This is a genomic window from Haemophilus paracuniculus, assembly GCF_002015115.1.
Classification (GTDB): Bacteria; Pseudomonadota; Gammaproteobacteria; order Enterobacterales; family Pasteurellaceae; genus Haemophilus_E; species Haemophilus_E paracuniculus.
This window is the reverse complement of record NZ_MUYA01000005.1, coordinates 25,020-49,661: the sequence shown is the minus strand read 5'-3', so window position 1 is coordinate 49,661 and position 24,642 is coordinate 25,020. Positions and strand designations below refer to the sequence as shown.

Here is a 24,642-nt window from a genome sequence, read left to right as displayed (position 1 = left end):
AGACGATCATTTGATCGCCTTTTGCATTATTCAAATGAAATTTGTTCCGCTGTATTCGCATAAAGCACTTTTTGACGAAGTGCAGCGATTTGGATCACGGCAGGAATAGTTACTCGGTAAGCTGCCCCCGCAATATCGACCGCTGTCCAAATTCCCGTAATTGCCCAGCCAATAGGTCCTGTAAGAATACTAACGCTTCTGGTTAGTGTTGCATTTCCTGCAAGGCTTAAATCCCGTTTAAATAAAACTTGTGCAATAGCATTTACCACCATTAACGTGAGTTGATAGGATTTAAATCCCCCCATTTTAAAAATAGTGGTAAATGAACCAAGTAAAAGTTGTGCCGTAATATTCTGAGTATTCTTTAAGCCTAAACTCGTTGCCAATTCTCTAATTTCATCAGGCGACATTTTTTCCAACGCATCTTCAAGAATTTTCGAGAGTAGTGCCGTTTCAATGCGTTCTACATTGGAATTTTTATTGTAATTGACTTTCATTTTATCGCAGACATCGCACAAAACTTCTTTGTAAAGCACGCCCTTTCCACCACGCAAAATCGTGGCAAAGGTATTTGCCCCAAAACATTGCACTTCCGCCGCAATTTCTTGCCAATACATACTATGAGCAGGCGAATATCTTTTATAAGCATCAGACATCGTCAGTTCCTCGGTCAAACGAGCTGAACCGTCTTTATCGTGGGTTAAACAGTAAACGAGATCATTTAGATCTTCATCACTGCATTGTGAGAGAAAATGTAAATCAGGATCGGGACGATAAGCCATTTTGCATTCCTTATTTAAGCTATTGATGAGTAAATAAATTTGATTTTACCTCTCAATAACAATTCATTCAAGAGTAAATCTAGACAAAAATAGCTAAAAATGAGTAAGTATAGAAAAGAGTATGATTCAACTTGTCGCTGACCCGATTGATAAATTGATAGGAAAACGTATTCAGCTTAAACGCAAAGAGCTAGGCTATTCTGCTGAACGCCTTTCTGAGCATATTGGCATTTCGCAACAACAGCTCTCTCGCTATGAACGAGGGGTAAATAAAATCAACGTGTCTCACCTTGTGGCATTGGCAACTTTTATGAATACGCCGATCAATTATTTTTTTATGGATTGCCTTTCGGAAACCATTGAGCAACGCCATTCCAAATTTGATCAGCATTGGTATGAATTGTCCGATTTTCAGAAAGAAAAATTGGTGGAATTCCTCGATACCCTAAAAAAATAAACCGTTACAAGCGGTGAGATTTTCAAAAATTTAAAGGCGATCAATGATCGCCTTTTGTATTATTCAAATGAAAAAAGGACGCCAGCGTGGCATCCCTACGGTAGGGACGCGATGTTCGCGTCCCAAAAACAGGTAAAAATTACTTGGAATTATCCCGCCTTTTCAATCAACAATTTCGCCAGCGTTCTCACCCCAAGCCCCGTTGCCCCTGCTGACCAGAGGTCGTTGCCTGTTTTGCGGAAAGTAGCTGAGCAGTCGATGTGTAGCCAGTTTTGGGCGTAATCTTTGACGAAATAGGAAAGGAATGCGGTGGCAGTGCTTGCCCCTGCACCGACGGGTACTGAGCCTACGTTGGCGATGTCGGCGAAGTTGGAAGCGGTTTGATTGCGGTGAAATTCCTCAAACGGCAGTCGCCAGAAGGGTTCGTTTTCCGCTTTGGCGGCGGCGAGTAGTTCCGCAACGAGTTGCTCGTCCATTGAAAGCACCGAATGGTAGTCGTTCCCCACCGCCACTTTCGCCGCCCCCGTGAGGGTGGCACAGTCGATGAGGAACTGCGGATTTTGCTCACAGGCTTCGATTAAACCATCCGCCAGCACTAAACGCCCCTCGGCATCGGTGTTTAGCACTTCGGCACTCACGCCGTTGCGGTAGTGAATAATGTCGCCGAGCTTAAAGGCGGTGCTACTCACCATATTTTCTGCACAGCAAAGGTAGAGTTTGACCCGTTGCTTCAAGCCACGTTCGATTGCCAAGCCTAACGCCCCGACTACTAACGCCGCACCGCCCATATCCGTTCGCATTGCTTCCATAAAGTCGCTTGGTTTGAGGCTGTATCCGCCCGTGTCAAAGGTAATGCCCTTGCCGACTAAGCAAGCGAGAATAGGGGCGTTCGGGTCTTGGCTTGGGTTGAAATCGAATTGTAGTAAGGCTGGCGGATTTGCCGAACCTTTGCCGACCGTCCAAATGCCTGCATAGCCTTGTTTTTGCAACGCTTCCCCTGAAATTATTTGATAACTGACCGCTTGTTTGCCCGCTTTTTCCGTTAAAAATTCGGCGGATTTTTCCGCCAGCCGAACGGGGGTAAGGGTGTCGGACGGCTCGTTAATTAAGGCACGAGTGAAGTTGGTGCAAGCTAGGCGAGCGTTAAATTCCCCTTGCTGTTCGCCGAGATCGGGGAAGTGGATTTCCCCTTGATTTTTAACGCTGGTAAAACCTTGCTGAAACGCCCAGCATTGTTCCACGCCCCACCCCTCGCCCGTAAGGGTGGCGGTTAAAATGCCTTGATTTTTGATTTTGCGTGCCGCTTGTTGAATGGTTACAAGGGGGGTTTGATTAAGGTGGATCGTCATTCCGTCCACCGTTGCCGAAAGAATGGCTTTTTCGCCCCACGCAGCGGGGGCGGGTTGATGTGAAAGGGTAATTTGCATTTTGATTGTCCGTTGTGTGATTTACAAGCGGTACGATTCTAGCAAATTTTAGCCTTTTAGGCGAAATCTGCCGCGGCTATATCGGGTTTTCATTAGAGCTAGAATTTGTTCTTTTTCGCTACTGACTTTTTGCTGGCTCTGCTTTGCGACCGTAAGCGAGTGCTGAATCGAATGGGCGTGGGTGATCGCAATCGCGAGGGCATCGGCAGCATCGGCTTGGGGTTTGGCGGAAAGGTGCAAAATGCGTGTTACCATATCCTGCACTTGGATTTTATCCGCCGAGCCAATCCCCACCACCGTTTGCTTCACGAGGCGAGCCGCATATTCAAACACGGGCAAATCGTGATTGACCGCCGCCACAATCGCCGTACCGCGTGCCTGCCCTAATTTGAGGGCGGAATCGGCATTCTTCGCCATAAAAACCTGCTCAATCGCAAACATATCGGGCTGAAATTGAGTGATGATTTCGCTCACGCCTGCGTAAATGCGTTTGAGACGAGTGGGCAAATCTTCCACCGAGGTGCGAATCGCCCCGCTACCGAGATATTCTAGTTGTCGCCCCGTTTGGCGGATTACCCCATAGCCCGTAACCCGTGAGCCAGGGTCGATGCCTAAAATGATTGCCATTGTTTTTCCATAAAAAACAAGCGGGTAGATTAGCGAAAATTTGCGAAATCTACCCGCTTGTATAATGCGTTTAATTACTTATTGTAACGTGCGGTCGCACTTTTATTCACTTCGCAAAGTTTTGCTAAAAGTTGGTCTGATTGTTTGCCAATTTTAGCAAGATGAATTGCGGTGGTTTTTTCTGCATTTTCTAATGAGAAATCAGTATCAACATTCCAACGGTAGCCTTTTGATGCGAATGACACCACATCTGAGCTGTTTGCATCAAGCATTAAGCCGTTGATCGCTTGTTTGCCTAATTTGAGGTTTACCGCTTTTACTTGACCGTTTTCAAAAGCGTAAGTGGCGGTAACAGATTTTTTCTGTTGGCAGCTATATACCACGGTTTTGCTGGTGGTATCTAATTTGGTTGTGGTGGTTTCAACTTTACCTGCTGCGGTATCTTTTACCTTAGTTACAGTGTTAGAAACGCCATCTGCAACGCCTGTTGCTACATTTGATACACCGTTCGCCACAGAGCTTGCTGCGTTAGAAACAGCATTAGTTGCACTTGATGCAACATCAGATGCGGTTGAGCAAGCAGAAAGAGCGGTTGCTACTGCGATAGCTGAAAGAAGTTTAACGAGTTTCATTGATTACCTCCGTTGAGTGTAAATTTGTGCAACATTGCACGCTTTGATAGAAAATGTGGTGCAAATTGCACCACATTGATTGGCGTTAATTATTTAACGCTTGATTTGATCGCTTTACCTGCTTCTTTTGCAGAGTTTACTGCGTTAGTTGCAGAAGTTTTTGCGTTTGATACTTTTTGTGTGGTTTCAGCGACTTTTGAAGAAGTGCTGTTTGACGTTTCAGAACCAAGGTTCGCTACTTTTGAAATGCCGCTTTTCACGCCGTCAGTTACTGTGCCAGCTACGTTTGAAACACCGTTACCTACGGTGCTTGCTGCACTTGATACGCCGTCTTTTACTGAGCCAGCAACGTTTGAAATACCGTTACCAACGCTTGAAGCCATATCTGATGCGGTTGAACACGCTGCTAAGGTTGCTGCTACTGCTACTGCTGAGAGAAGTTTTACTAATTTCATAAAGTTTCCTTATGTGAGTTGAATTTAAGTAAAAAAACTATTGACCGAAAGTCGATTTAATCGTGCCGTAAGCCTCTTTTGCAGAGTTTACCGCACTGGTCGCTGATTGTTTCGCTTTTGAAACTTTTTCTAAGGTTTCAGCCGCTTGGGTAACGCTTTGACCATTTGTCGCAGAGCTGGTCATTGCAGAAGTTACTGAGTTGGTTACGCTCTCTTTCGCCGCAGAGATGGCACTGTTGGTCGCTTCTTTGGCAATAGTTGAAGCGGTATCGCCAGCCGTTGCACAACCTGCTAATACCGCTGCCACTGAAAGAGCTGAAAGTAATTTAACAAATTTCATTGAGTTTTCCTTACATATTAAAGAAGTGCTGCCACTTCATCGCTGATTTGACCATTGTGATAAACGTTTTGTACATCATCACAATCTTCTAACATATCGATCAGTTTTAACAATTTCGGTGCGGTTTCCGCATCCAAATCTACGGTGGTTGATGGAATCATCGTAACTTCGGCATTCTCAATTTTGAATCCTGCCGCTTCAATGCCATCACGCACCGTGCCTAAATCTTCCCACGCGGTGTAGATTTCAAAACTGCCATCTTCTTGTGGCTGAATATCATCTGCACCTGCTTCAATCGCTGCCTCGGTTAAGCTATCTTCATCAGCTTGGGCGATTAAAATTAAGCCTTTTTTGCTGAATAAATAACCTACCGAACCTTCCGTGCCTAAGTTGCCACCACATTTTGTGAAACTTGGACGCACTTGCGAAATGGTGCGGTTGGCGTTATCGCTCAAACATTCCACCATTACCGCCGTACCACCTGGACCATAACCTTCGTAGATTTTGGTTTCCATATTGGTATCATCACCGCCACCGACACCACGCTCAATCGCACGGTTGATCGTATCACGGGTCATATTGTTCGATAAGGCTTTATCGACCGCTGAACGCAAACGCGGGTTTGCACTCACATCGCCACCGCCTAATTTGGCAGCAGTAACTAATTCACGGATCAATTTGGTAAAAATTTTGCCACGTTGGGCATCTTGTGCAGCTTTGCGGTGCTTAATGTTAGCCCACTTACTATGACCTGCCATTCTCTGTTTTCCTATAATTTAAGTTGATAAAAATGACACACAAGCGGTCGCTTAGTCTCTATTTTTTACATAAAGTTCAATCGCTTGTGCATTATTCGGGGATTTAGTTAATTCAATTGCCTGTTTTTTAGGCAACCATTGAAAGGCTAAATGTTCCGTTAAGGTTGGGGTTACTTCTTCGGGTAACGCCAATAAAAACCAATGCTCGGTGCAATGGCTTATATGCGGTGCGTATTTATAGCGGAATTGCGGAAAAATCTCAAATTCCACACGATGTTTGCAATCATAAAAGGATAAATTTTGAGCAGAAATATCGATCCCCGTTTCCTCTTTCACTTCACGCACAGCGGTTTCAAACGGCGTTTCGTTCGGCTCAATCGTCCCCGTTACCGACTGCCAAAAATCGGGATCGTCCTGCCGCTGCAACATCAGCACTCGCCCTGTATTTTCAGCGTAGATCACGGTTAAAATGGAATAGGGATTTTTATAATTCATCGTTGTATTTGCTTAACATTTTCTAGTTATTCTACCGCTAATTGGCGAAATTCAGCAATATCGCACCGCTTGCAATCAAAGCTAAATCGCTACAATCGGCAAATTCTTACTTGAAATTTGCCCGATAAATGCCTATCTTAGCCACATTCTAAACGCCTTAATGTGATTTAGGGCGTTCTTTTTTTACTTTCAAAATAAGGAAAAGCTATGACTATTCAAGTAACCGATGCAACTTTTGAGCAAGAAGTGTTAAATGCCGATGTGCCTGTTTTATTAGATTTCTGGGCACCTTGGTGCGGACCTTGCCGTATGATCGCCCCAATTTTAGATGAATTAGCGGACGAGTTCGCAGGCAGAGCAAAAGTGGTAAAAGTGAATGTGGACGACAATCCAGAAACCGCCACCAAATTCGGTATCCGCAGTATCCCAACTTTGCTTGTGTTCAAAAACGGTGAAGTGGTTGCAACCCAAGTGGGCGGCGTGCCTAAATCACAATTAGCCAGCTTAATTGAGCAAGCATTATAATTCCTGAAAAGAAAGGGGCGATTTCATCGCCCTTTTGTTTTGTAAAAAATCGACAGATCCGACCGCTTGTTGCAAGAAATTTGATTTTTTACCTAGCAAAAACAGTGCCAAATCGGTACAATCGGGCGGTTTTCTTTTTGAAAAAGAAAGGAAGCAAGATCACGTTATTTTTGGAGAAAATTATGTCGTGGAACGAATCAGGCAATCAAGATCCTTGGGGCAAACCTGGGCAAAAAAAGCCTGAACAACCAGAAAATAAAGAACAACAAGGGCAAGGTTCGCCAGAGCCAAATCGCCAACAAAATAGCCAGCAGCCGCCAGATCTGGAAGAAGCATTCAGCAATTTGCTCAAAAAAATGGGCGGTGGCAATAACGGCAATCAAAACAATCAGCCAGCCCCCTCTTTGGGCAAATTCCTGCCGATTTTACTCGGTTTAGGGGCGGTGGTTTGGGCGGCTTCGGGTTTCTACACCGTGAAAGAAGCGGAACGAGGCGTGGTTACCCGTTTCGGCAAATTAACCAACGTTTCGCTACCAGGCTTGAACTGGAAGCCGACTTTTATTGATGAAGTTTACCCCGTAAACATTGAGCGTGTGTCCGAATTGAAAACGGGCGGTTCAATGCTGACCCAAGATGAAAATATGGTACAGGTGGAAATGACGGTGCAATATCGTGTGGAAGATCCTGCCAAATATCTGTTCAACGTGAAAGATCCCGATGATAGTTTGAAACAGGCGACGGACAGTGCCTTGCGTTATGTGATCGGGCATATGACGATGGACGAAATTTTAACCACAGGGCGTGCGGTGGTGCGTGAACGCACTTGGACGGCGTTGCGTGAAATCATCAAAAATTACGATATGGGCTTGCTCGTTACCGATGTGAACTTCCAATCGGCTCGTCCGCCAGAGGAAGTAAAAGCGGCGTTTGACGATGCGATTAAAGCACAGGAAGATCAGCAACGCTTAATCCGTGAGGCGGAAGCCTACGCAAGAGGGGAAGAGCCGATTGCGCGAGGTAAGGCACAGCGTATCGTGGAACAAGCGACCGCTTACAAAGAAAAAGTGGTGCTAGAAGCCAAAGGGGAAGTGGAACGTTTCCAAAAAATCCTACCTGAATATCAAGCTGCCCCTGCGGTAATGCGTGAGCGTTTGTATATTCAAACAATGGAAAAAGTGATGAAAAACACCCCGAAAGTGGTAATGGACAGCAACGGCAACAATTTAAGCGTGCTACCATTAGATAAAATTTTGACCAAACCGACCGCTAGTCCGAGCAACGTAGCTGCCCCAACCCTCAAAGCCCCAGAGCCGAGAGTGGTGCAACCAGCCAGCGTGCCAGCTCAACCTCAAATGAGCGAGCCAGCGGAAGAAAACGGCGAACGTAAAGGGAGATTTTAACAATGCGTAAATTATTATTACCCCTCGTTGCGGCGTTAGCGTTGGTGGTGGTTTCGTGCTTAACCATTGTGCCAGAAGGCTACCGTGGCATTATGTTACGCTTCAACAAGGTGCAACGTGATGACGCAGGAAAAGTGGTGGTTTATTCCCCTGGTTTGCACTTCAAAGCCCCATTCATTGACAGCTTGAAAGTGTTAGACGCTCGCATTCAAATTCTCGGCGATCAAGAAGACCGCTTCGTTACCGTTGAGAAAAAAGATTTGTTGGTGGATTCCTATGTGAAATGGCGAATCAGCGATTTCGGGCAATTCTACACCGCCACAGGTGGCGACTATCAAAAAGCGTCCGACCTATTACGCCGTAAAGTGGGCGACCGTTTGCGTTCAGAAATCGGTTCTCGCACCATTAAAGACATCGTGTCAGGCTCGCGTGGCGAGTTAATGGCAGGAGCGCAAAAAGCCCTCAACGCTGGCGAAGACGGTGCAGAAAAATTGGGGATTGAAGTGGTGGACGTACGCGTGAAGCAAATCAACCTACCGAACGAAGTGTCGTCCTCAATCTATCAGCGTATGCGTGCCGAACGTGATGCGGTGGCGCGTGAACATCGCTCACAAGGGCAAGAAAAAGCGGAAATGATCCGTGCCGAAGTGGATAAAAAAGTGGTCTTAATTGAAGCCAACGCCACCAAAACCGCCGAAGAACTACGCGGTGCAGGCGATGCGGAAGCGGCGAAAATCTATGCGGACGCATTCAGCAAAGATCCCGAATTTTACAGCTTTGTGCGTAGCTTAAAGGCTTACGAGGCAAGTTTCAGCCAAGATCAAAACAATATGATGTTATTGAAGCCAGACAGCGAATTTTTCCGCTTTATGAAAGCACCGACAAAATAGTTGTATCCAAAGACCCGAGTTTTCGGGTCTTTTTACGTTAAAAAATAGTGAAAAAGGTTTTTTATCTTTAACCGAGTTACGATAATTCCTCCCCCCGCTTGCGGGGGGAGGTTAGGTGGGGGGGAAATCATAATCCCCCCTCCCTAGCCCTCCCCCGCAAGCGGGGGAGGGAATGTCAATTTTCATTATTTTCGTTAAACAAGCGGTAGGATTTGCAAAAATTTCCGCCAATCCGACCGCTTACCAAGTTAATTAACCAACCGAGAGGCATTGAATTATGGGAAAAAGTGTAGCAATCTTAGGCGCACAATGGGGCGATGAGGGCAAGGGTAAAATTGTCGATCTCTTGACCGACCGTGTGAAATATGTGGTGCGTTATCAAGGCGGACACAACGCAGGGCATACGCTCATCATCAACGGAGAAAAAACCATTTTACGCCTGATTCCATCGGGCATTTTGCGTGAGAATGTTACCTGCTTAATCGGCAACGGCGTGGTGCTTTCGCCTGCGGCGTTATTGCAAGAAATGGGCGAGTTGGAAGCTCGTGGCATTAACGTACGTGAACGCCTCAAAATTTCGGAAGCCTGTCCGTTGATTTTGCCTTACCACGTGGCAATGGATCAGGCTCGTGAAGCGGCACTCGGCAAAAACAAAATCGGCACCACAGGGCGTGGCATCGGTCCAGCCTACGAAGATAAAGTGGCTCGCCGTGGCTTGCGTGTGAGCGACCTTTTCAATCGTGAAGCCTTTGCCGAAAAGCTCAAAACCATTTTGGAATACTACAACTTCCAACTGGTGCATTACTACAAAGTTGAACCCGTTAATTACCAAAAAACCTTAGACGAAGTGTTTGCTGTGGCGGATATTTTGACAGGAATGGTTGCCGACATCACTACCTTGCTACACGAAGCGAGAGCGAACGGCGACAATATCCTGTTTGAAGGCGCACAAGGCACAATGCTCGACATCGACCACGGCACTTATCCGTTCGTCACCAGCTCAAACACCACCGCTGGCGGCGTGGCGACTGGCTCTGGCTTCGGGCCTCGCAACCTAGACTATGTGTTAGGTATCATCAAAGCCTATTGCACCCGAGTGGGAAGCGGCCCGTTTACCACCGAATTATTCGATGAAGTGGGGGCGGAAATCGCTCGCAAAGGGAACGAATTCGGCTCGGTAACAGGACGTGCGAGACGTTGCGGTTGGTTCGATGCGGTGGCGGTTCGCCGTGCGGTGCAAATCAACTCAATTTCGGGCTTCTGTATGACCAAATTGGACGTGCTTGACGGCTTTGATGAACTCAAAATCTGCGTTGGCTACAAAATGCCAAATGGCAAAATCGTGGAATACGCCCCAATGGCAGCCGCCGACTGGGAAGGCGTTGAGCCGATTTACGAAACCTTACCAGGTTGGTCGGAAAACACTTTCCGCGTAACCAAATGGGAAGATCTACCACAAAATGCGATCAACTACATCAAACGCATTGAAGAAGTGGTCGGCGTGCCTGTGGATATTCTCTCGACAGGCCCAGATCGTGTGGAAACAATGATCTTGCGTGATCCGTTCGCGGCTTAAATTTCCGTAGCCCCCTTCGGTTTCGCTTCGCTCAACCACTTCCCCCGCAAGCGGGGGCAGATCTCGTTTTGTGTGGTATTAAGATCTTCCCCCGTTTACGGGGGAAGTACCGCCGTTAGGCGGGGTAGGGGGAAATTCAAGCGGTATGATTGTTGAAAATACCGCAAAAAACAAACCGCTTGCAGGGCAACCTACAAGCGGTCTTTTTATCGAAAATATCGGGGCTATTTCAACTGTTCCTCAATTACCCCACCACCAAGGCAGATTTCACCTTGATAGAACACCGCTGACTGCCCAGGGGTAACGGCGATTTGTGGTTCGTCAAAGATCACTCGAATCGTATCTTCATCAATAGGTTGGATTTCGCAGGCGATATCCGTTTGACGATAGCGAGTTTTGACGGTGCAACGCAGATTTTGCGTAATCGGCTGGCGATCCACCCAGTGCAACTGTTTAGCGATCAAGCCTGTTGAAAGCAGGGCGGAATTGTCGTGGCCTTGTGCCACAATCAGTACGTTGTTGATCAGATCTTTTTCCACCACATAGAACGGATCTTCGCTCAACCCTTTCACGCCACCGATACCCAGCCCTTTACGCTGCCCGAGGGTGTGGTACATCAAGCCATCGTGGCGACCGACCACTTGCCCCTCAGTCGTGATAATATCCCCTGGTTGAGCAGGCAGATAGCGAGCGAGGAAATCTTTAAATTTGCGTTCACCGATAAAACAGATCCCCGTCGAATCCTTTTTCTTGGCAGTGGCAAGACCGAGATCGTCAGCAATCTGGCGGACAATCGGTTTTTCAATATCGCCGACAGGGAACAGGCTTTGTGCCACTTGATCCTTGCTCAATGTGTAGAGGAAGTAGCTTTGATCCTTGTTGCTGTCCAAGCCACGTAGCAGTTGCGATTGACCGCCCACATCACGGCGGCGAACATAATGCCCCGTGGCGATATAATCCGCCCCCAAATCTTCGGCGGCATATTCCAAAAAGGCTTTGAACTTGATCTCTTTGTTGCACAAAATATCGGGGTTTGGGGTGCGACCTGCTTTATATTCGCTCAAAAAATGCTCGAATACGTTGTCCCAGTATTCCGCCGCAAAGTTGATTTTGTGCAGTTTGATCCCGAGTTTGTCGCACACCGCTTGGGCGTCCGCCAAATCGGCGGCGGCGGTGCAGTAATCGGTGTCGTCATCTTCTTCCCAATTCTTCATAAACAAGCCCTCAACTTGGTAGCCTTGTTGTTGAAGAATAAAGGCGGAAACGGACGAATCCACCCCGCCCGACATTCCGCAAATCACTTTTTTCTTGCCGTTTTCAGCAAGCTGTTCTGCGGTGAGTTTCGGAAAATGATTTTCGTAAGTGATTGATTTCATTATTTTACTTCGTAGAATTGAGGTTCTTTGTTAAAACGTGCCATTTCCGCTTTCGCCTGCTCATCGCCCTGTGCCACTTTCTCTTTGAGATTGTCGCACGGCTCTTCGCAATCGCACATTTTCTTCATTCCCAGTGCAGTAATCCCACCGCAACTGCCTTTAATGGTTTTGCCTTTGATGATAAACCCGATAGACATCGCGAAAATCACCGCAATAAAAAAGCCGAAAGTTAATAAAATGGTTTCCATTGTTGATCCTGTTTTGGTTGGTAAAAATTAGAGGGAATCTGACCGCTTGTACCGCCTAGCACAGCAAGCCGTACTAGGTTATAAATTTTCAGGGTCGTTGTCCCTGTTATCCCCGCTATTTTGAGTTAAGCGGTTTCTTAAACTTCTCGCGGAAAGGACGCCAGCGTGGCGTCCCTACGTAGGGTCGCGATGCTCGCGACCCAAACAGACTATTTATTTTCCAACAGCTTCTCAAACTCACTCGACATTTTGGTCTCAAAACCCTTATCAGTTTTGATGATGAGGAACACAGCGAGTTTTTCGCGTTCAGCCACTTCGAGGGCTTTTTCTGTGCCGAGGACGAATAAGCCCGTGGATAAGCCGTCAGCGGTCATCGTGGTTGGGGCGAGAACCGTGATCGAGGCGAGGTTGTGGCTAATTGGGCGGCGTTGTTTTGGGTCGATAATGTGGGAAAGGCGGTTGCCTTGTTCGTCCTCAAAATAGTTGCGGTAGTTGCCCGAAGTCGCCATTGCGAGGTTGTTGAGGGTAACGGTTACTTGGCTACCCTGTCCCTGTGCCATTTCAGGTTTTTCGATCCCGATTTGCCAGCCTTTGCCCGCAAGGTTTTTGCCTTTACCACGCAATTCGCCACCGATTTCCACGAGGTAGTTTTCTAAGCCTAAACTTTCCAACTGTTCCGCCAATTTATCCACCCCGAAGCCTTTGGCGATTGCCGAGAGGTCGAGGTAAAGTTCTGGGGCGGTTTTGGCGAGGGTGGAAGCGGTTTGATCTAGCACTAATTTATCAATCCCCACCGATTGCGAACGCTCGGCGATTTGCTCTTCGCTCGGCACTTTGTTGAGGCGTTTATCAGGGCCGAATCCCCATAAATTGACTAATTGACCAACGGTAACGTCCAACGCCCCCTCGGTTACACCGTTCAAACGGATCGCTTCCGCCACCACTTTGGCGAAATCTGGGGCGATTTGCACCGCTTTGTTCGCCTCTTTCATTTGATTGAATTGGGAAATTTGCGAATCTTTTTGGTAGGTGGACATCTGGTTGTTCACTTCTTTGAGTAAGGTTTCCAACTGGGCTTTCACTTCCTCGGGCTTCGGCAGGTTCGCCACTTTGCCATCGTCAATATATTTAACGTGGTAGGTTGTTCCCATTGTTTTGCCGTCAAACGCAACTTGTTGAGGCTCTTTTTGGCAGGCACTTAAAAACAGTGCCGTGGCAAGCAACGCAAGGGTTTTCGCCCCCAAAGCTAGGGATTTGATTAAGGATTTTCTTTGCACAAGCAACTCCGTCAATAAAAATAAAAAACTCCGAATTTTAGCTTAAATTGGGGATTTTTTCTAGTAAGGCAGGACGAGGATAAAAAACAAGCGGTCAGATTCTGCAAAATTTTGCGAAATCTGACCGCTTGGTTGGGTTAGCTGAAATTAGCCACCGAAGTCATCGAGTAAGATGTTTTCATCTTCAACGCCGAGGCTCTTCAACATCGCGATAACCGATTTGTTCATAATCGGTGGGCCGCACATATAGTATTCACAATCCTCTGGGGCTTCGTGGTTTTTGAGGTAGTTCTCGTAAAGCACGTTGTGAATAAAGCCACGATAGTAATCTTCGTTATCGCCTGGTAGTGGATCAGAGAGTGCCACATACCATTTGAAGTTGTCGTTTTCCGCTTGTAAGCCGTTGAAATCTTCTACGTAGAACATTTCACGTTCTGAACGAGCACCGTACCAGAAAGTCATTTTACGTTTTGATTTCAAGCGTTTAAGCTGGTCGAAGATGTGTGAACGCATTGGTGCCATACCTGCACCACCACCGATAAACACCATTTCCGCATCGGTATCTTTGGCGAAGAATTCACCAAATGGACCAGAAATCGTTACTTTGTCGCCCGCTTTTAATGACCAAATGTAAGATGACATTTGTCCCGGTGGGGCATCTGGGTTATTTGGTGGCGGGGTGGCAATACGCACATTAAGCATAATGATGCCTTTCTCTTCTGGGTATGAAGCCATTGAGTAAGCACGAATGATATGCTCGTCCACTTTTGACACATAACGCCAGAGGTCGAATTTGTTCCAGTCCTCGTGGTATTCTTCTGGAATATCGAAATCTTTGTAATTAACCGTATGCGGTTCTGCTTCGATTTGGATATAACCACCTGCACGGAATGGCACTTCTTCGCCTTCTGGAATCGCCAATTTAAGCTCTTTGATGAAGGTCGCTTTGTTATCGTTAGAGATAACGGTACATTGCCATTTTTTCACGCCGAAAATTTCTTCTGGCAATTCGATGTCCATTGAGCTTTTCACGTTCACTTGGCAAGAGAGACGGTAGCCCTCTTTCGCTTCACGTTTGGTGATGTGTGAAAGTTCGGTTGGTAGAATTTCGCCACCACCGCTTTTCACTTTCACGATACATTGACCACAAGAGCCGCCACCACCGCACGCCGATGAAACGAAGATCCCTTTGCTCGCTAATGCACCAAGTAATTTTCCGCCTGCTGGCAAGGTGATCGCTTTTTCTGGATCATCGTTGATTGAGATTGTGATGTCGCCTGAATCGACTAATTTTGACTTAGCGAACAGGATCAACACCGCAAGCACTAATACAAGGGCGGTAAATGCCACAATACCGAAAATAAAATTATCCATTCGATACGCTCCTTATAATTGAATGCCTGAGAATGACATAAAGCCGAGTGCCATTAAGCCCACGGTGATGAAGGTGATCCCTAAACCACGCAAGCCTGCTGGTACGTCAGAGTATTTCATTTTCTCGGTTAAGCCTGCGAGGGCAACGATCGCTAACATCCAACCAGTACCTGCACCGATACCGTAAACCACCGATTCGGCGAAGTTGTATTCGCGTTGTACCATAAAGGATACGCCACCGAAGATCGCACAGTTTACCGTGATAAGCGGTAGGAAGATCCCTAATGCACTGTAAAGGGCTGGGAAGAATTTATCGAGGATCATTTCTAACACTTGAACGAGTGCTGCGATCACGCCGATAAAGGTGATGAAGTTAAGGAAGGTCAGATCCACGCCCTCAACTAATGCACCCTCTTTTAATACATAGGTAAACACGAGCTGGTTTACCGGTACAGCGATACCGAGTACCACGATCACGGCGATCCCTAAACCGAATGCCGTTGAAACTTTCTTAGACACCGCAAGGAATGTACACATACCAAGGAAGAAAGAAAGTGCCATATTTTCAATAAATACGGACTTAACAAATAGACTAAGATAATGTTCCATCTTATTTCTCCACTTGCTCTGGTTTCCAAGTTCTTAATCCCCAGATGAGGAATCCGATGATGAAGAACGCACTTGGTGCTAATAGGAAAAGACCGTTTGCTTGATACCAGCCACCGTTTTGAATGGTTTCAAACACGGTTACGCCAAACACTTTGCCTGAACCGATAAGCTCACGCAAGAACGCCACGATCACAAGAATTGCACCGTAACCTAAGCCGTTTCCTAAGCCGTCCACAAAACTTTCAGCAGGGGCTGATTTCATTGCAAAGGCTTCCGCACGCCCCATTACGATACAGTTCGTGATGATCAAGCCTACGAATACCGAGAGCTGTTTGGATAAGTCGTAAGCGTAGGCACGCAATACTTGGTCCACAAGGATTACAAGCGATGCGATGATTGCCATTTGCACGATAATACGAATGCTGTTTGGAATGTAGTTGCGAATGCAAGAGATAAAGAAACTTGAAAACGCAGTAACCAAACTTACCGCTACCGCCATTACCACAGCGGTTTTGAGCTGTGTTGTTACCGCAAGAGCAGAACAGATACCTAAGATCTGCAATGCAATCGGGTTGTTATCTACCACAGGCGATAACAACAATTTTTTGAGGTTGTTACTAGCCATTAGTTATTCCCCGCTTTGAATTTGGTTAAGAATGGTTCAAAACCATTTTTACCGAACCAGTATTTGAACGAGCCATCAACACCGTTTGAGGTGAGGGTTGCACCTGAAAGACCATCAATGCCGTGATCTTTATTGGCAGAAGCCCCTTTTCCTACGGTTAAAGCCACGTTGCCTTGGGCGTCATATAATTTCTTACCGACAAAGTTTTTCTGCCAGTTTGGATTGGCAATTTCGCCACCCAAACCTGCGGTTTCGCCTTGTTCATAGTAAGTAATGCCGTTGAGGGTATCACCGTCTGGTTGTACTGAAACGAAACCGTACATTACAGACCACAAACCGTTACCATACATTGGCAACACCACTTGGGTGGTTTTTCCCTCAGCATTTTTTACTAGATATACTTCCGCATATTTAGCACGCACTTTGATGTTGGCTTTGTCGTCAGCTGGGTTGATCGCAATGCTTTGTGCTGGATCTTTTGCTGCTGCTTTCGCATCAAAGTTTGTTACGCCTTCAACATAATCACCAGTGGCTAAATCCACGATACGCGGTTCGATGAATTTTGCATAGGTTTCACGAATATTAGTATTTTCGTTTAATAACCCTGCCACGCTTAAAATGTTTTTCTGTTTATCAAGGACTTTCTGTTCGTCTTGGGTTGGTTTAAGCATTACCGCCGCACCTGCCACGATTAACGAGCAGATTAAACTTAATAACACAACGACAGTTAATGTGCCGCCAACGCTATCTTTATTAAATTTAGCCATTGCGTGCCTTCCTACGTTTGATGTTAGCTTGAACCACGAGGTAGTCGAAGATCGGTGCAAACAAGTTAGCAAAAAGGATCGCTAACATCATACCCTCTGGGTATGCTGGGTTTGCTACACGGATAATCACACACATCGCACCGATTAACGCACCGTACCACCATTTACCTGTGTTGGTAAAGGCTGCCGATACTGGGTCGGTTGCCATAAAGAACATACCTAATGCAAAACCACCTAACACTAAGTGCCAGTGCCACGGCATATTGAACATTGGGTTGGTGTCTGAACCGATAAGGTTGAACAAGGTTGCCGTTGCCGCCATACCGATCATTACACCCGCAATGATTCGCCAAGAAGCGATACGGGCAAACACGATAATCACCGCACCGATTGCCAACATTAAGGTTGAAACTTCACCGATAGAGCCTGGAATGTTCCCTAAGAACGCATCCATCCAAGTGATCTCTTGACCCGTTGCAACGTGTTTTAATGCCGCTTGACCACCTGCTGACCATTGTGAAAGTGCCGTTGCACCTGAGAAACCGTCAGCCGCTGTCCAAACAAGGTCGCCTGAGATTTGAGCTGGGTAAGCGAAGAACAAGAATGCACGACCCGCCAACGCAGGGTTCATAAAGTTTTTACCTACGCCACCAAACACTTCTTTTGCGACAACCACACCGAAAGTTGTTGCAAGTGCTGCTTGCCACAATGGTAAGGTTGGCGGAACGATTAACGCCAAAAGAATTGAGGTAACGAAGAAACCTTCATTGATTTCGTGCTTACGCACCATTGCAAATACCACTTCCCAGAAACCACCGACCGCAAAAATCGTCAAGTAAATTGGTAGGAAGAAAATTGCACCGATCCCCATTTTGCTGAATACGCCCGCATCTTGGGAAAGGAAACCGAACGCATTAGCAAGGGCAAAATGCCAGTTATTTGCCACGTTGGTTTGAACGTTTTGAGCAAAATCACCCACGCCCAACGCTAATAAAGATTGAGCCCCCACGTTGTACATACCGTAGAACATTGCTGGGAACAATGCCAACCACACGATCAACATCATACGTTTAGAATCTAACGCATCACGCACGTGGGCATCTTTACGGGTTACTGTACCTGGTGAATAGAAAATGGTGTAAGCCGCTTCAAACAGCGTGTACCATTTTTCATATTTTCCACCTTGGTGGAAATGGGGTTCCATTTTTTCAAAAAGATTTTTTAAACCCATTTTTAACCTTCCTTCTCGATCTTCTCTAAGGCTGCACGCAGCATCGGACCGTAGTTGTTTTTACCTGGGCAAACAAAGGTACAAAGTGCTAAATCTTCTTCATCTAGCTCTAAGCAGCCTAATGCTTGTGCCGAATCGGTATCGCCTACGGCTAAATCACGCAACAATAAGGTTGGGATAATATCCAACGGCATTACACGCTCATAAGCACCGATTGGCACCATTGCACGCTCACTGCCGTGCACCGCTGTGGTGAAGTTAAATAATTTCTTCGCAAAGTGTCCAAGGGTGGTACGCGTAATCGAATATTTATCCGAATAAGGTGCGATCATACCGAAGAACACTTTCTCACGACCTTCCGCCAACACAGAAACTTGCAACGCATAGCGACCTAAATAATCCACAGGACCTACTGCCGTTGCACCGCTTAACACCGAACCCGAAATCACACGGTTTTCGCCGTCTTTCAATTCGTTCGCGGTTAATTGAGAAAGGTTCGCCCCTAAACGGGTACGCACTAAGCGAGGATTTTTCACTTGCGGACCTGCAAGCGAAACCACACGATCGGTGAATAATTCGCCCGTGGTAAATAATTTACCAATCGCGATCACATCTTGATAGTTGATATACCAAACGGATTTGGTCGCACTCACAGGATCGATAAAGTGGATATGGGTGCCACTTAATCCTGCTGGGTGAACACCGCTGAAAGATTTGATTTCCAATGAAGGAATGTTGGCACTTGAAGGCACTTGACCGTCTGCTTCACGGCAGAGGTAAACAGGTTTCTTACCTTCAAATAAACGGGTAATCACGGTTAAACCATTGGTAAAGTCCGCTTCAAACTCTTTTAAAACTACTTGTGGATCAGCCGCTAACGGGTTGGTATCCATTGCGTTCACAAAGATTGATGACGGATTGCCATCTAACGCAGGCACTTTACTAAACGGACGGGTACGGAATGCAGTCCATAAGCCTGATTCCACCAAGTTTTGTTTCACTTGCTCTGCCGTCAATGACGCAAGATTTGACGCTTCATAGCGAGTAAAGGTAATTTGCTCACCACTTTCTTGCTCATTATCCTCAACTTTGATCACGACAGATTGAAGAACACGTTTTTCGCCACGATTGATTGCCACAATCGTACCGCTTGCAGGTGCAGTGAAAAGCACGCCAGGGTTCTTTTTATCTTCAAAAAGCACCTGACCTTTTTTCACTTGATCGCCCTCACGCACTTTCATCGAAGGACGCATACCCACATATTCTTCGCCAAGCATAGCAACTTCATTCACAACGTTACCGTTGTGGATTACTTGCTCAGGTTTTCCTGCAATCGGAAGATCTAAGCCTTGTTTAATTGTAATCATATTGTTTACTACTTTGTTGGGTTAAAAAATATGATTGCGGAAACCGCAACCGCTTTATTGAGCCGCAGCAAAATGAAAAGTAAAGAGTTCCCCCACCTACTTAACACCGCCACATTAAGTTCTCAAATCGGATTTCGCCTATTCCTTTAATAGACAAAATAAAACACCGTATTCTACCTAAAAAAGCCCCCTCAATTCCACAAAAAAACGCCTGATTGTTGCAAAAGTGTTGCTAAATTTGAAGTAAATCAAGAAAAAATCGCCAAAACCCACCCCTTGCAAGGGGTAGGATTTTTGAAAATTTCGAGATATTGTTTAACATTTATGCAAACTGATTTGGCACTAGCCAAACGGCGAGAGTAGGCGTAGAATAGCGACAATTTTTGATCTAAATCTAATTTTCGGACTTTTATGGAACAACCAATCAACATCTCCATTTCAGACGCAGCACAAGCCCATTTCCGCAAATTGCTCGAACAGCAAGAAGCAGGCACCAATATCCGCATTTTCGTGGTAAACCCCGGTACACCAAGTGCCGAATGTGGCGTTTCCTACTGCCCACCCAACGCTGTGGAAGCGAGCGACACCGAATTTAAATTCAACCAATTTTCCGCTTTCGTGGACGATTTAAGTTTACCGTTTTTGGACGAAGCCGAAATCGACTACGTTACCGAACAAATGGGCTCACAGCTTACCCTTAAAGCCCCGAACGCCAAAATGCGAAAAGTGGCGGACGACGCCCCTTTCATCGAACGCTTAGATTATGTAATCCAAACCCAAATCAACCCACAACTGGCAGGGCACGGCGGACGTGTAATCCTCATCGAAGTAACGGAAGACAAATACGCCATTCTACAATTCGGCGGCGGCTGCAACGGCTGTTCAATGGTGGACGTAACCCTCAAAGAGGGCATCGAAAAACAACTCTTATTACAATTCCCAGACGAATTAGTCGGCGTGAAAGATGTTACCGAACACCAACACGGCGAACATTCTTACTACTAATTTTGCCTAACAAAAAACCTCAACAAGTGTTGAGGTTTTTTGTTTTTATTGTTATGTATAAAAAGTAGCTAAAAGATATGATACTTCTGATAATTTCTATTACTGAAATTTTCCTTACTAAAAAGCCCATTTAAAAACATTCCCTAGAACCTTTTTAAATGGGCTTTCGCCTCGGTCGTAACCCCCTTTGCGGTGTTTGGCGTTGCGTTGGTAACTGCCTTTTCCTTTGCGGTTGCGTTCTACCCGTTGGCGGAACAGTGGGTCGTGGACGAGGGCTTTGATCGCACTCTGTTGAATTTCGCCACGCTGGTGGGCGTAGGCTATCTGATTGTTTTTCTTCATTTTTTTCCTCTTTGGATCATTAAGCCGAAATTGGCGAGGGGCATTTTGCCAAAAATATATAAGATTGGCAAAATTTTATGTATAATTCCGACCATTTACCGCCTACAAGCGGTCAGATTTTCGATAATTTTTGCAGAGAGGTTTTTTATGAAAAAAGAAGAAGTTGGACACAATTTCTTGGCGCGTCTAGGCAAAACACGCTTACGCCCAGGCGGTAAATTAGCGACTGATTGGCTGCTTGCCAATGGCGATTTTCATAAAAGCAAAAAGGTGCTGGAAGTTGCCTGCAATATGGGGACGACCTCCATTCAAATCGCCAAGCAATATGGCTGTCAGGTGGTGGGGATTGATCTTGATGAAGACGCCCTCGAAAAAGCCCGCAAAAATATCGCCGAAAACGGCGTGAGCGAATTGGTGCAGGTGCAACGAGCCAACGCCACCAAATTGCCGTTTGAGGACAACAGTTTTGACATTGTGATCAACGAAGCAATGCTCACAATGTTGCCGCAAGAGGCGAAAGAGAAAGCGATCCGTGAGTATTTTCGCGTGCTGAAACCGAACGGCTTTTTGCTCACCCACGATGTAATGCTCAACACCGAAGACGCCCAACGCGTGATTGATGAATTGCGTGAAGCGATCCATTTAACCGTCAGCCCCCTCTCAAAAGCGGATTGGAAAGAGACGTTCCAACGTTGCGGCTTCCGCAATGTGGATACCTATTCGGGCGAGATGACCTTACTTTCGCCGAAAGGCTTGCTCTACGATGAAGGCGTTCTCGGCACGATGAAAATCGTTAGCAACGCCCTCAAAGCAGAAAATCGCCAAACGGCGAAAAAAATGTTCCAAACCTTCAACGGGGCGGAAGACAAAATGGGCTTTATTGCGGTGTGCAGTCAAAAATAAGCGAGGACGCAATGTTAGAGATGATCCAAAACTGGTACAGACAGAAATTTAACGATCCCCAAACAGTGGCATTGTTGGGGATTTTGTTGATCGGCTTTGGGATCATCTATTTTTTCAGCGATCTGCTAATGCCGTTGCTGGTGGCGATTGTGTTCGCTTACCTGCTGGAAGTGCCGATCCGCTTGCTCACTCAACATCTGAAACTGCCTCGTACATTGAGCCTCGTGCTAGTGCTGGGCGGTTTTATTTCGGTGCTTGCCTTTTTGTTTGTGGTGCTGTTGCCGAATTTGTGGAATCAAACCCTCACTTTTATTCGTGATCTGCCCTCAATGTTCAACCTGCTTAATGCGTGGCTACAAGCCCTGCCCGAGCATTACCCCGAGCTGGTCGATTACGCAATGCTCGACAGTATGATGACCACCGTCCGCAGTAAAATTTTGGGCTACGGCGAGTCACTGTTGGCGATTTCGATTAACTCGATCATCAGCCTTGTGGGCTTGGGGATTTATGCCTTCCTCGTGCCGTTAATGGTGTTTTTCTTGCTCAAAGATAAAACCCTGTTTATCAATTCGTTGAGCCGTTTTCTGCCCGAAAATCGCCGTTTAGCCACCAAAGTATGGTCGGAAATGCAGCAACAGATCGCCAACTACATTCGCGGAAAATTCCTCGAAATTTTGATCGTGGGCGTGGTTACTTACATTATTTTTATCTTCTTCGGCTTGCGTTATCCGTTGCTGTTGTCGGTGGCGGTGGGCTTGTCGGTGCTTGTGCCTTATATCGGGGCGGTGTTGGTAACGATCCCTGTGGCGTTGATTGCCCTGTTCCAATTCGGTTTATCCCCTGATTTTTACTATCTGCTACTGGCGTTTGTGATCTCACAACTGCTAGACGGCAACCTTGTCGTGCCGTTTCTGTTTTCCGAAGCGGTGAACTTGCACCCACTTACGATTATTGTCGCCGTGATTATTTTTGGCGGATTATGGGGCTTCTGGGGCGTGTTTTTTGCGATCCCCCTCGCCACCCTCGTCAAAGCGGTGATTAACGCTCTGCCAAATGGTTCAGCCAATAGTTCAACTACGGCATAACAAGCGGTCAGATTTTCCCAAATTTTTACCAGATGAATAAGTCGATCCCAACCCCTCGCCACCCAAATTTACAGCAGCTCAATCAAGTTGTTGCCCTCGGTGGTGGGCACGGTCTGGGGCGGTTGCTCTCGTCCCTCGCCTTTTTGAAAGAGCGTTTAACGGGGATTGTCGCTACCACCGACAACGGCGGTTCAACGGGGCGAATCCGCTCGCAGCACGGTGGCATTGCGTGGGGCGATCTGCGAAATTGCCTCAACCAAATCATCACTAAACCGACCGTGGCGTCCGCCCTGTTTGAATATCGTTTTGGCGGCTCGGGCGAGTTGAGCGGACACAATCTCGGCAATTTGATTTTGAAAGCGTTAGAAAATATGCAAATCCGACCGCTTGAAGGGATCAACCTTGTGCGAGAACTGTTGCACGTTCGCGCCAGCTTGATTCCGATGTCGGAATCCCCCGTCCATTTGGCGGCGGTGTTGCCGTCCGACAAAATGGTGGTGGGCGAGGTGTCGGTCGATGCCCTCGATAAATTGCCGACCGATCTGCTGTTGATCCCCCAAGTTTCCGCCACGCCCGAAGCGGTGGACGCACTACGCCACGCCGATTTGATTTTGCTCGGGCCTGGCAGCTTCTTCACTAGCATTATGCCGAATTTGTTGCTCTCGCAACTGAGTTCAGCGATTACCGAAAGCCGTGCCAAGGTGATTTTTATCGATAATATCGGCAAGGAACACGGCGTGGCTGGTTCGCTTTCGCTGGCGGATCGGGTGGCTTGGATCGAAAAATTTATCGGATCGCACCGCTTGAATGGCATAATTACCACCCCAGCCGAAACCGCCGATCTTCCCCCTCACATCAAGGTCGTTCGCCAAGCTCTCTCGGCGGACGATGTTTATTATCGCCACGACCGCTTGAAACTCAGTCAAGCGATTGACCATATTTTAACTCTCTGATTTTTAAGGAAAAATTTTGTTAGTTTCCGATTTTCATTTTGATTTACCCGATGAATTGATCGCTCGTTACCCGACCGCCCAACGCACCGCCAGCCGATTGCTTTACCTCAACGGCGAAACGGGCGAATTTGCCGATCAACAGTTTCCCGACTTGCTCTCGCACATCAACGAGGGCGATTTGCTGATTTTCAACAACACCCGCGTAATTCCTGCTCGCCTTTACGGTCGCAAAGCCAGTGGCGGCAAGCTCGAAGTGCTGGTGGAACGGGTGCTAGACGAAAAACGCTGTTTGGCTCACGTTCGAGCCTCAAAAGCCCCAAAAGAGGGGGCAGAATTGATTTTGGGCGAGGACAAACTCGGCGAGGGCAACGGCTTGAAAGCAATAATGGTAGCTCGCCACGAAGCCTTATTTGAACTGCATTTTGAAGCCGACAAATCGCTATTTGAACTGTTGCAACAGGCAGGGCATATGCCGTTACCACCTTACATCGACCGCCCCGATGAAGATGCCGACCAAGAACGCTATCAAACCGTGTATAGCAAGGTGTTAGGGGCAGTTGCCGCCCCGACCGCAGGGCTTCATTTTGACAAGGATATGCTACAAAAATTGGCGGATAAAGGCGTGCAAACCGCTTTTGTAACCCTACATGTTGGGGCAGGGACTTTCCAACCTGTAAGGGTCGAAACCATTGAAGATCACAAAATGCACGCCGAATATGCGGAAGTCAGTCAAGAAGTGGTGGACAAAATCCTCGCCACCAAAGCCAACGGCAAACGCGTGATCTGCGTTGGCACAACCTCGGTGCGTTCGATTGAAAGTGCCGCCCAAGCCGCCGAAAAATCAGGCAAACTCATCGCCCCATTCTGCTCAGACACCGCCATTTTCCTCTACCCTGGCAAAACCTTCCGCATCGTGGACGCCCTCGTTACCAACTTCCACCTGCCCGAATCCACCCTGATTATGCTCGTGTCCGCCTTCGCAGGCTACCGCCACTGTATGCAAGCCTACGCTCACGCCGTCGAGCAAAAATACCGCTTTTTCAGCTACGGCGATGCGATGTTTATCACCAAAAACTCGCAAGCGTTGAAAGATCTGCCGTAATTGCAAGCGGTGGG

The 24,642-nt window shown here is 46.9% G+C and carries 28 protein-coding genes; 10 read left to right on the top strand and 18 right to left on the bottom strand.

All coding sequences use genetic code 11. The features are described 5' to 3' along the window. Nucleotides 1–26: 26 nt before the first annotated feature. Complete coding sequence (locus B0187_RS04625) at nt 27–782, bottom strand: YaaW family protein (protein ID WP_078236696.1); 756 nt, start codon at nt 780–782, stop codon at nt 27–29. 121 nt (nt 783–903) lie between these two features. Here B0187_RS04625 and B0187_RS04620 point away from each other — a divergent pair, with 121 nt between their 5' ends. After that, complete coding sequence (locus B0187_RS04620; protein WP_078236695.1) at nt 904–1,239, top strand: helix-turn-helix domain-containing protein; 336 nt, start codon at nt 904–906, stop codon at nt 1,237–1,239. Nucleotides 1,240–1,388: 149 nt separating this feature from the next. Here the strand turns inward: B0187_RS04620 and pepB are convergent, their stop codons facing one another. The 7 genes from pepB to nudB all read right to left on the bottom strand — a co-directional run bounded on the left by pepB (nt 1,389) and on the right by nudB (nt 5,973). Next, the gene (pepB, locus tag B0187_RS04615; protein ID WP_078236694.1) at nt 1,389–2,666 is read right to left on the bottom strand and encodes an aminopeptidase PepB; all 1,278 of its coding nucleotides are present in this window, start codon (nt 2,664–2,666) and stop codon (nt 1,389–1,391) included. A 48-nt stretch (nt 2,667–2,714) separates the two neighbouring features. Beyond that, nucleotides 2,715–3,293 (bottom strand): crossover junction endodeoxyribonuclease RuvC, encoded by a 579-nt coding sequence (gene ruvC / locus B0187_RS04610; protein WP_078236693.1) that lies wholly within the window; start codon nt 3,291–3,293, stop codon nt 2,715–2,717. 74 nt (nt 3,294–3,367) lie between these two features. Then, nucleotides 3,368–3,925, bottom strand: coding sequence for an ACP-like domain-containing protein (locus tag B0187_RS04605; RefSeq protein WP_078236692.1), 558 nt, complete (start codon nt 3,923–3,925; stop codon nt 3,368–3,370). A gap of 89 nt (nt 3,926–4,014) precedes the next feature. Continuing rightward, nucleotides 4,015–4,380, bottom strand: a complete 366-nt coding sequence (locus tag B0187_RS10365; RefSeq protein WP_078236691.1) for a hypothetical protein — start codon at nt 4,378–4,380, stop codon at nt 4,015–4,017. A gap of 37 nt (nt 4,381–4,417) precedes the next feature. Then, nucleotides 4,418–4,720 (bottom strand): hypothetical protein, encoded by a 303-nt coding sequence (locus B0187_RS04595; protein ID WP_078236690.1) that lies wholly within the window; start codon nt 4,718–4,720, stop codon nt 4,418–4,420. 17 nt (nt 4,721–4,737) lie between these two features. Then, nucleotides 4,738–5,478 carry a YebC/PmpR family DNA-binding transcriptional regulator gene (locus B0187_RS04590; protein WP_078236689.1) on the bottom strand — a complete coding sequence of 247 codons (741 nt, stop codon included), beginning with the start codon at nt 5,476–5,478 and terminating at the stop codon, nt 4,738–4,740. 51 nt (nt 5,479–5,529) lie between these two features. Next, nucleotides 5,530–5,973, bottom strand: a complete 444-nt coding sequence (gene nudB / locus B0187_RS04585; protein WP_078236688.1) for a dihydroneopterin triphosphate diphosphatase — start codon at nt 5,971–5,973, stop codon at nt 5,530–5,532. Between the two features lie 207 nt (nt 5,974–6,180). Between nudB and trxA the strand changes: the two genes are divergently transcribed. From trxA to B0187_RS04565, 4 genes are all read left to right on the top strand, one after another. After that, nucleotides 6,181–6,498, top strand: coding sequence for a thioredoxin TrxA (gene trxA, locus B0187_RS04580; RefSeq protein ID WP_078236687.1), 318 nt, complete (start codon nt 6,181–6,183; stop codon nt 6,496–6,498). Nucleotides 6,499–6,680: 182 nt separating this feature from the next. Beyond that, nucleotides 6,681–7,898 (top strand): FtsH protease activity modulator HflK, encoded by a 1,218-nt coding sequence (hflK, locus tag B0187_RS04575; RefSeq protein ID WP_078236686.1) that lies wholly within the window; start codon nt 6,681–6,683, stop codon nt 7,896–7,898. Nucleotides 7,899–7,900: 2 nt separating this feature from the next. After that, nucleotides 7,901–8,788 carry a protease modulator HflC gene (gene hflC / locus B0187_RS04570; RefSeq protein WP_078236685.1) on the top strand — a complete coding sequence of 296 codons (888 nt, stop codon included), beginning with the start codon at nt 7,901–7,903 and terminating at the stop codon, nt 8,786–8,788. Between the two features lie 277 nt (nt 8,789–9,065). Beyond that, entirely contained in the window at nt 9,066–10,364 is a 1,299-nt protein-coding gene (locus B0187_RS04565; RefSeq protein WP_078236684.1) for an adenylosuccinate synthase, read from the top strand. A 224-nt stretch (nt 10,365–10,588) separates the two neighbouring features. Here B0187_RS04565 and mnmA read toward each other — a convergent pair whose 3' ends face one another. The 9 genes from mnmA to B0187_RS04520 all read right to left on the bottom strand — a co-directional run bounded on the left by mnmA (nt 10,589) and on the right by B0187_RS04520 (nt 19,238). Beyond that, a complete protein-coding gene (gene mnmA / locus B0187_RS04560) occupies nt 10,589–11,740 on the bottom strand; it encodes a tRNA 2-thiouridine(34) synthase MnmA (RefSeq protein WP_078236683.1) in 1,152 nt (383 codons plus the stop codon). Then, nucleotides 11,740–11,988 carry a (Na+)-NQR maturation NqrM gene (gene nqrM, locus B0187_RS04555; RefSeq protein ID WP_078236682.1) on the bottom strand — a complete coding sequence of 83 codons (249 nt, stop codon included), beginning with the start codon at nt 11,986–11,988 and terminating at the stop codon, nt 11,740–11,742. Before nqrM ends, mnmA begins: the two co-directional genes overlap by 1 nt. Nucleotides 11,989–12,197: 209 nt before the next feature. After that, nucleotides 12,198–13,232: an FAD:protein FMN transferase gene (locus B0187_RS04550; protein WP_143413759.1), complete on the bottom strand. Its 1,035-nt coding sequence runs from the start codon at nt 13,230–13,232 to the stop codon at nt 12,198–12,200. Nucleotides 13,233–13,412: 180 nt separating this feature from the next. Further along, nucleotides 13,413–14,639, bottom strand: coding sequence for an NADH:ubiquinone reductase (Na(+)-transporting) subunit F (gene nqrF, locus B0187_RS04545; protein WP_078236681.1), 1,227 nt, complete (start codon nt 14,637–14,639; stop codon nt 13,413–13,415). 12 nt (nt 14,640–14,651) lie between these two features. Further along, nucleotides 14,652–15,248, bottom strand: coding sequence for an NADH:ubiquinone reductase (Na(+)-transporting) subunit E (gene nqrE, locus B0187_RS04540; RefSeq protein ID WP_078236680.1), 597 nt, complete (start codon nt 15,246–15,248; stop codon nt 14,652–14,654). Nucleotide 15,249: 1 nt separating this feature from the next. Next, nucleotides 15,250–15,873, bottom strand: a complete 624-nt coding sequence (locus B0187_RS04535) for an NADH:ubiquinone reductase (Na(+)-transporting) subunit D (protein WP_078236679.1) — start codon at nt 15,871–15,873, stop codon at nt 15,250–15,252. After that, complete coding sequence (locus B0187_RS04530; RefSeq protein ID WP_078236678.1) at nt 15,873–16,640, bottom strand: Na(+)-translocating NADH-quinone reductase subunit C; 768 nt, start codon at nt 16,638–16,640, stop codon at nt 15,873–15,875. Before B0187_RS04530 ends, B0187_RS04535 begins: the two co-directional genes overlap by 1 nt. Further along, nucleotides 16,633–17,871 (bottom strand): NADH:ubiquinone reductase (Na(+)-transporting) subunit B, encoded by a 1,239-nt coding sequence (locus B0187_RS04525; protein WP_078236677.1) that lies wholly within the window; start codon nt 17,869–17,871, stop codon nt 16,633–16,635. The genes B0187_RS04530 and B0187_RS04525 overlap by 8 nt, the downstream gene beginning before the upstream one ends. Before the next feature lie 2 nt (nt 17,872–17,873). Next, nucleotides 17,874–19,238, bottom strand: coding sequence for a Na(+)-translocating NADH-quinone reductase subunit A (locus tag B0187_RS04520; RefSeq protein ID WP_078236676.1), 1,365 nt, complete (start codon nt 19,236–19,238; stop codon nt 17,874–17,876). A 411-nt stretch (nt 19,239–19,649) separates the two neighbouring features. Here B0187_RS04520 and nfuA point away from each other — a divergent pair, with 411 nt between their 5' ends. After that, nucleotides 19,650–20,243 (top strand): Fe-S biogenesis protein NfuA, encoded by a 594-nt coding sequence (gene nfuA, locus B0187_RS04515; RefSeq protein WP_078236675.1) that lies wholly within the window; start codon nt 19,650–19,652, stop codon nt 20,241–20,243. Nucleotides 20,244–20,360: 117 nt separating this feature from the next. Here the strand turns inward: nfuA and B0187_RS04510 are convergent, their stop codons facing one another. Then, the gene (locus B0187_RS04510) at nt 20,361–20,585 is read right to left on the bottom strand and encodes an alternative ribosome-rescue factor A (protein WP_078236674.1); all 225 of its coding nucleotides are present in this window, start codon (nt 20,583–20,585) and stop codon (nt 20,361–20,363) included. Between the two features lie 147 nt (nt 20,586–20,732). Here B0187_RS04510 and B0187_RS04505 point away from each other — a divergent pair, with 147 nt between their 5' ends. The 4 genes from B0187_RS04505 to queA are packed head-to-tail and all read left to right on the top strand — an operon-like array spanning nt 20,733 to nt 24,628. Continuing rightward, nucleotides 20,733–21,488 (top strand): class I SAM-dependent methyltransferase, encoded by a 756-nt coding sequence (locus tag B0187_RS04505; protein WP_078236673.1) that lies wholly within the window; start codon nt 20,733–20,735, stop codon nt 21,486–21,488. 11 nt (nt 21,489–21,499) lie between these two features. Further along, complete coding sequence (locus B0187_RS04500) at nt 21,500–22,573, top strand: AI-2E family transporter (protein WP_078236672.1); 1,074 nt, start codon at nt 21,500–21,502, stop codon at nt 22,571–22,573. Nucleotides 22,574–22,605: 32 nt separating this feature from the next. Then, the gene (locus tag B0187_RS04495) at nt 22,606–23,526 is read left to right on the top strand and encodes a gluconeogenesis factor YvcK family protein (RefSeq protein WP_078236671.1); all 921 of its coding nucleotides are present in this window, start codon (nt 22,606–22,608) and stop codon (nt 23,524–23,526) included. A gap of 16 nt (nt 23,527–23,542) precedes the next feature. Beyond that, nucleotides 23,543–24,628, top strand: a complete 1,086-nt coding sequence (gene queA / locus B0187_RS04490) for a tRNA preQ1(34) S-adenosylmethionine ribosyltransferase-isomerase QueA (RefSeq protein WP_078236670.1) — start codon at nt 23,543–23,545, stop codon at nt 24,626–24,628. Nucleotides 24,629–24,642 lie beyond the last annotated feature (14 nt).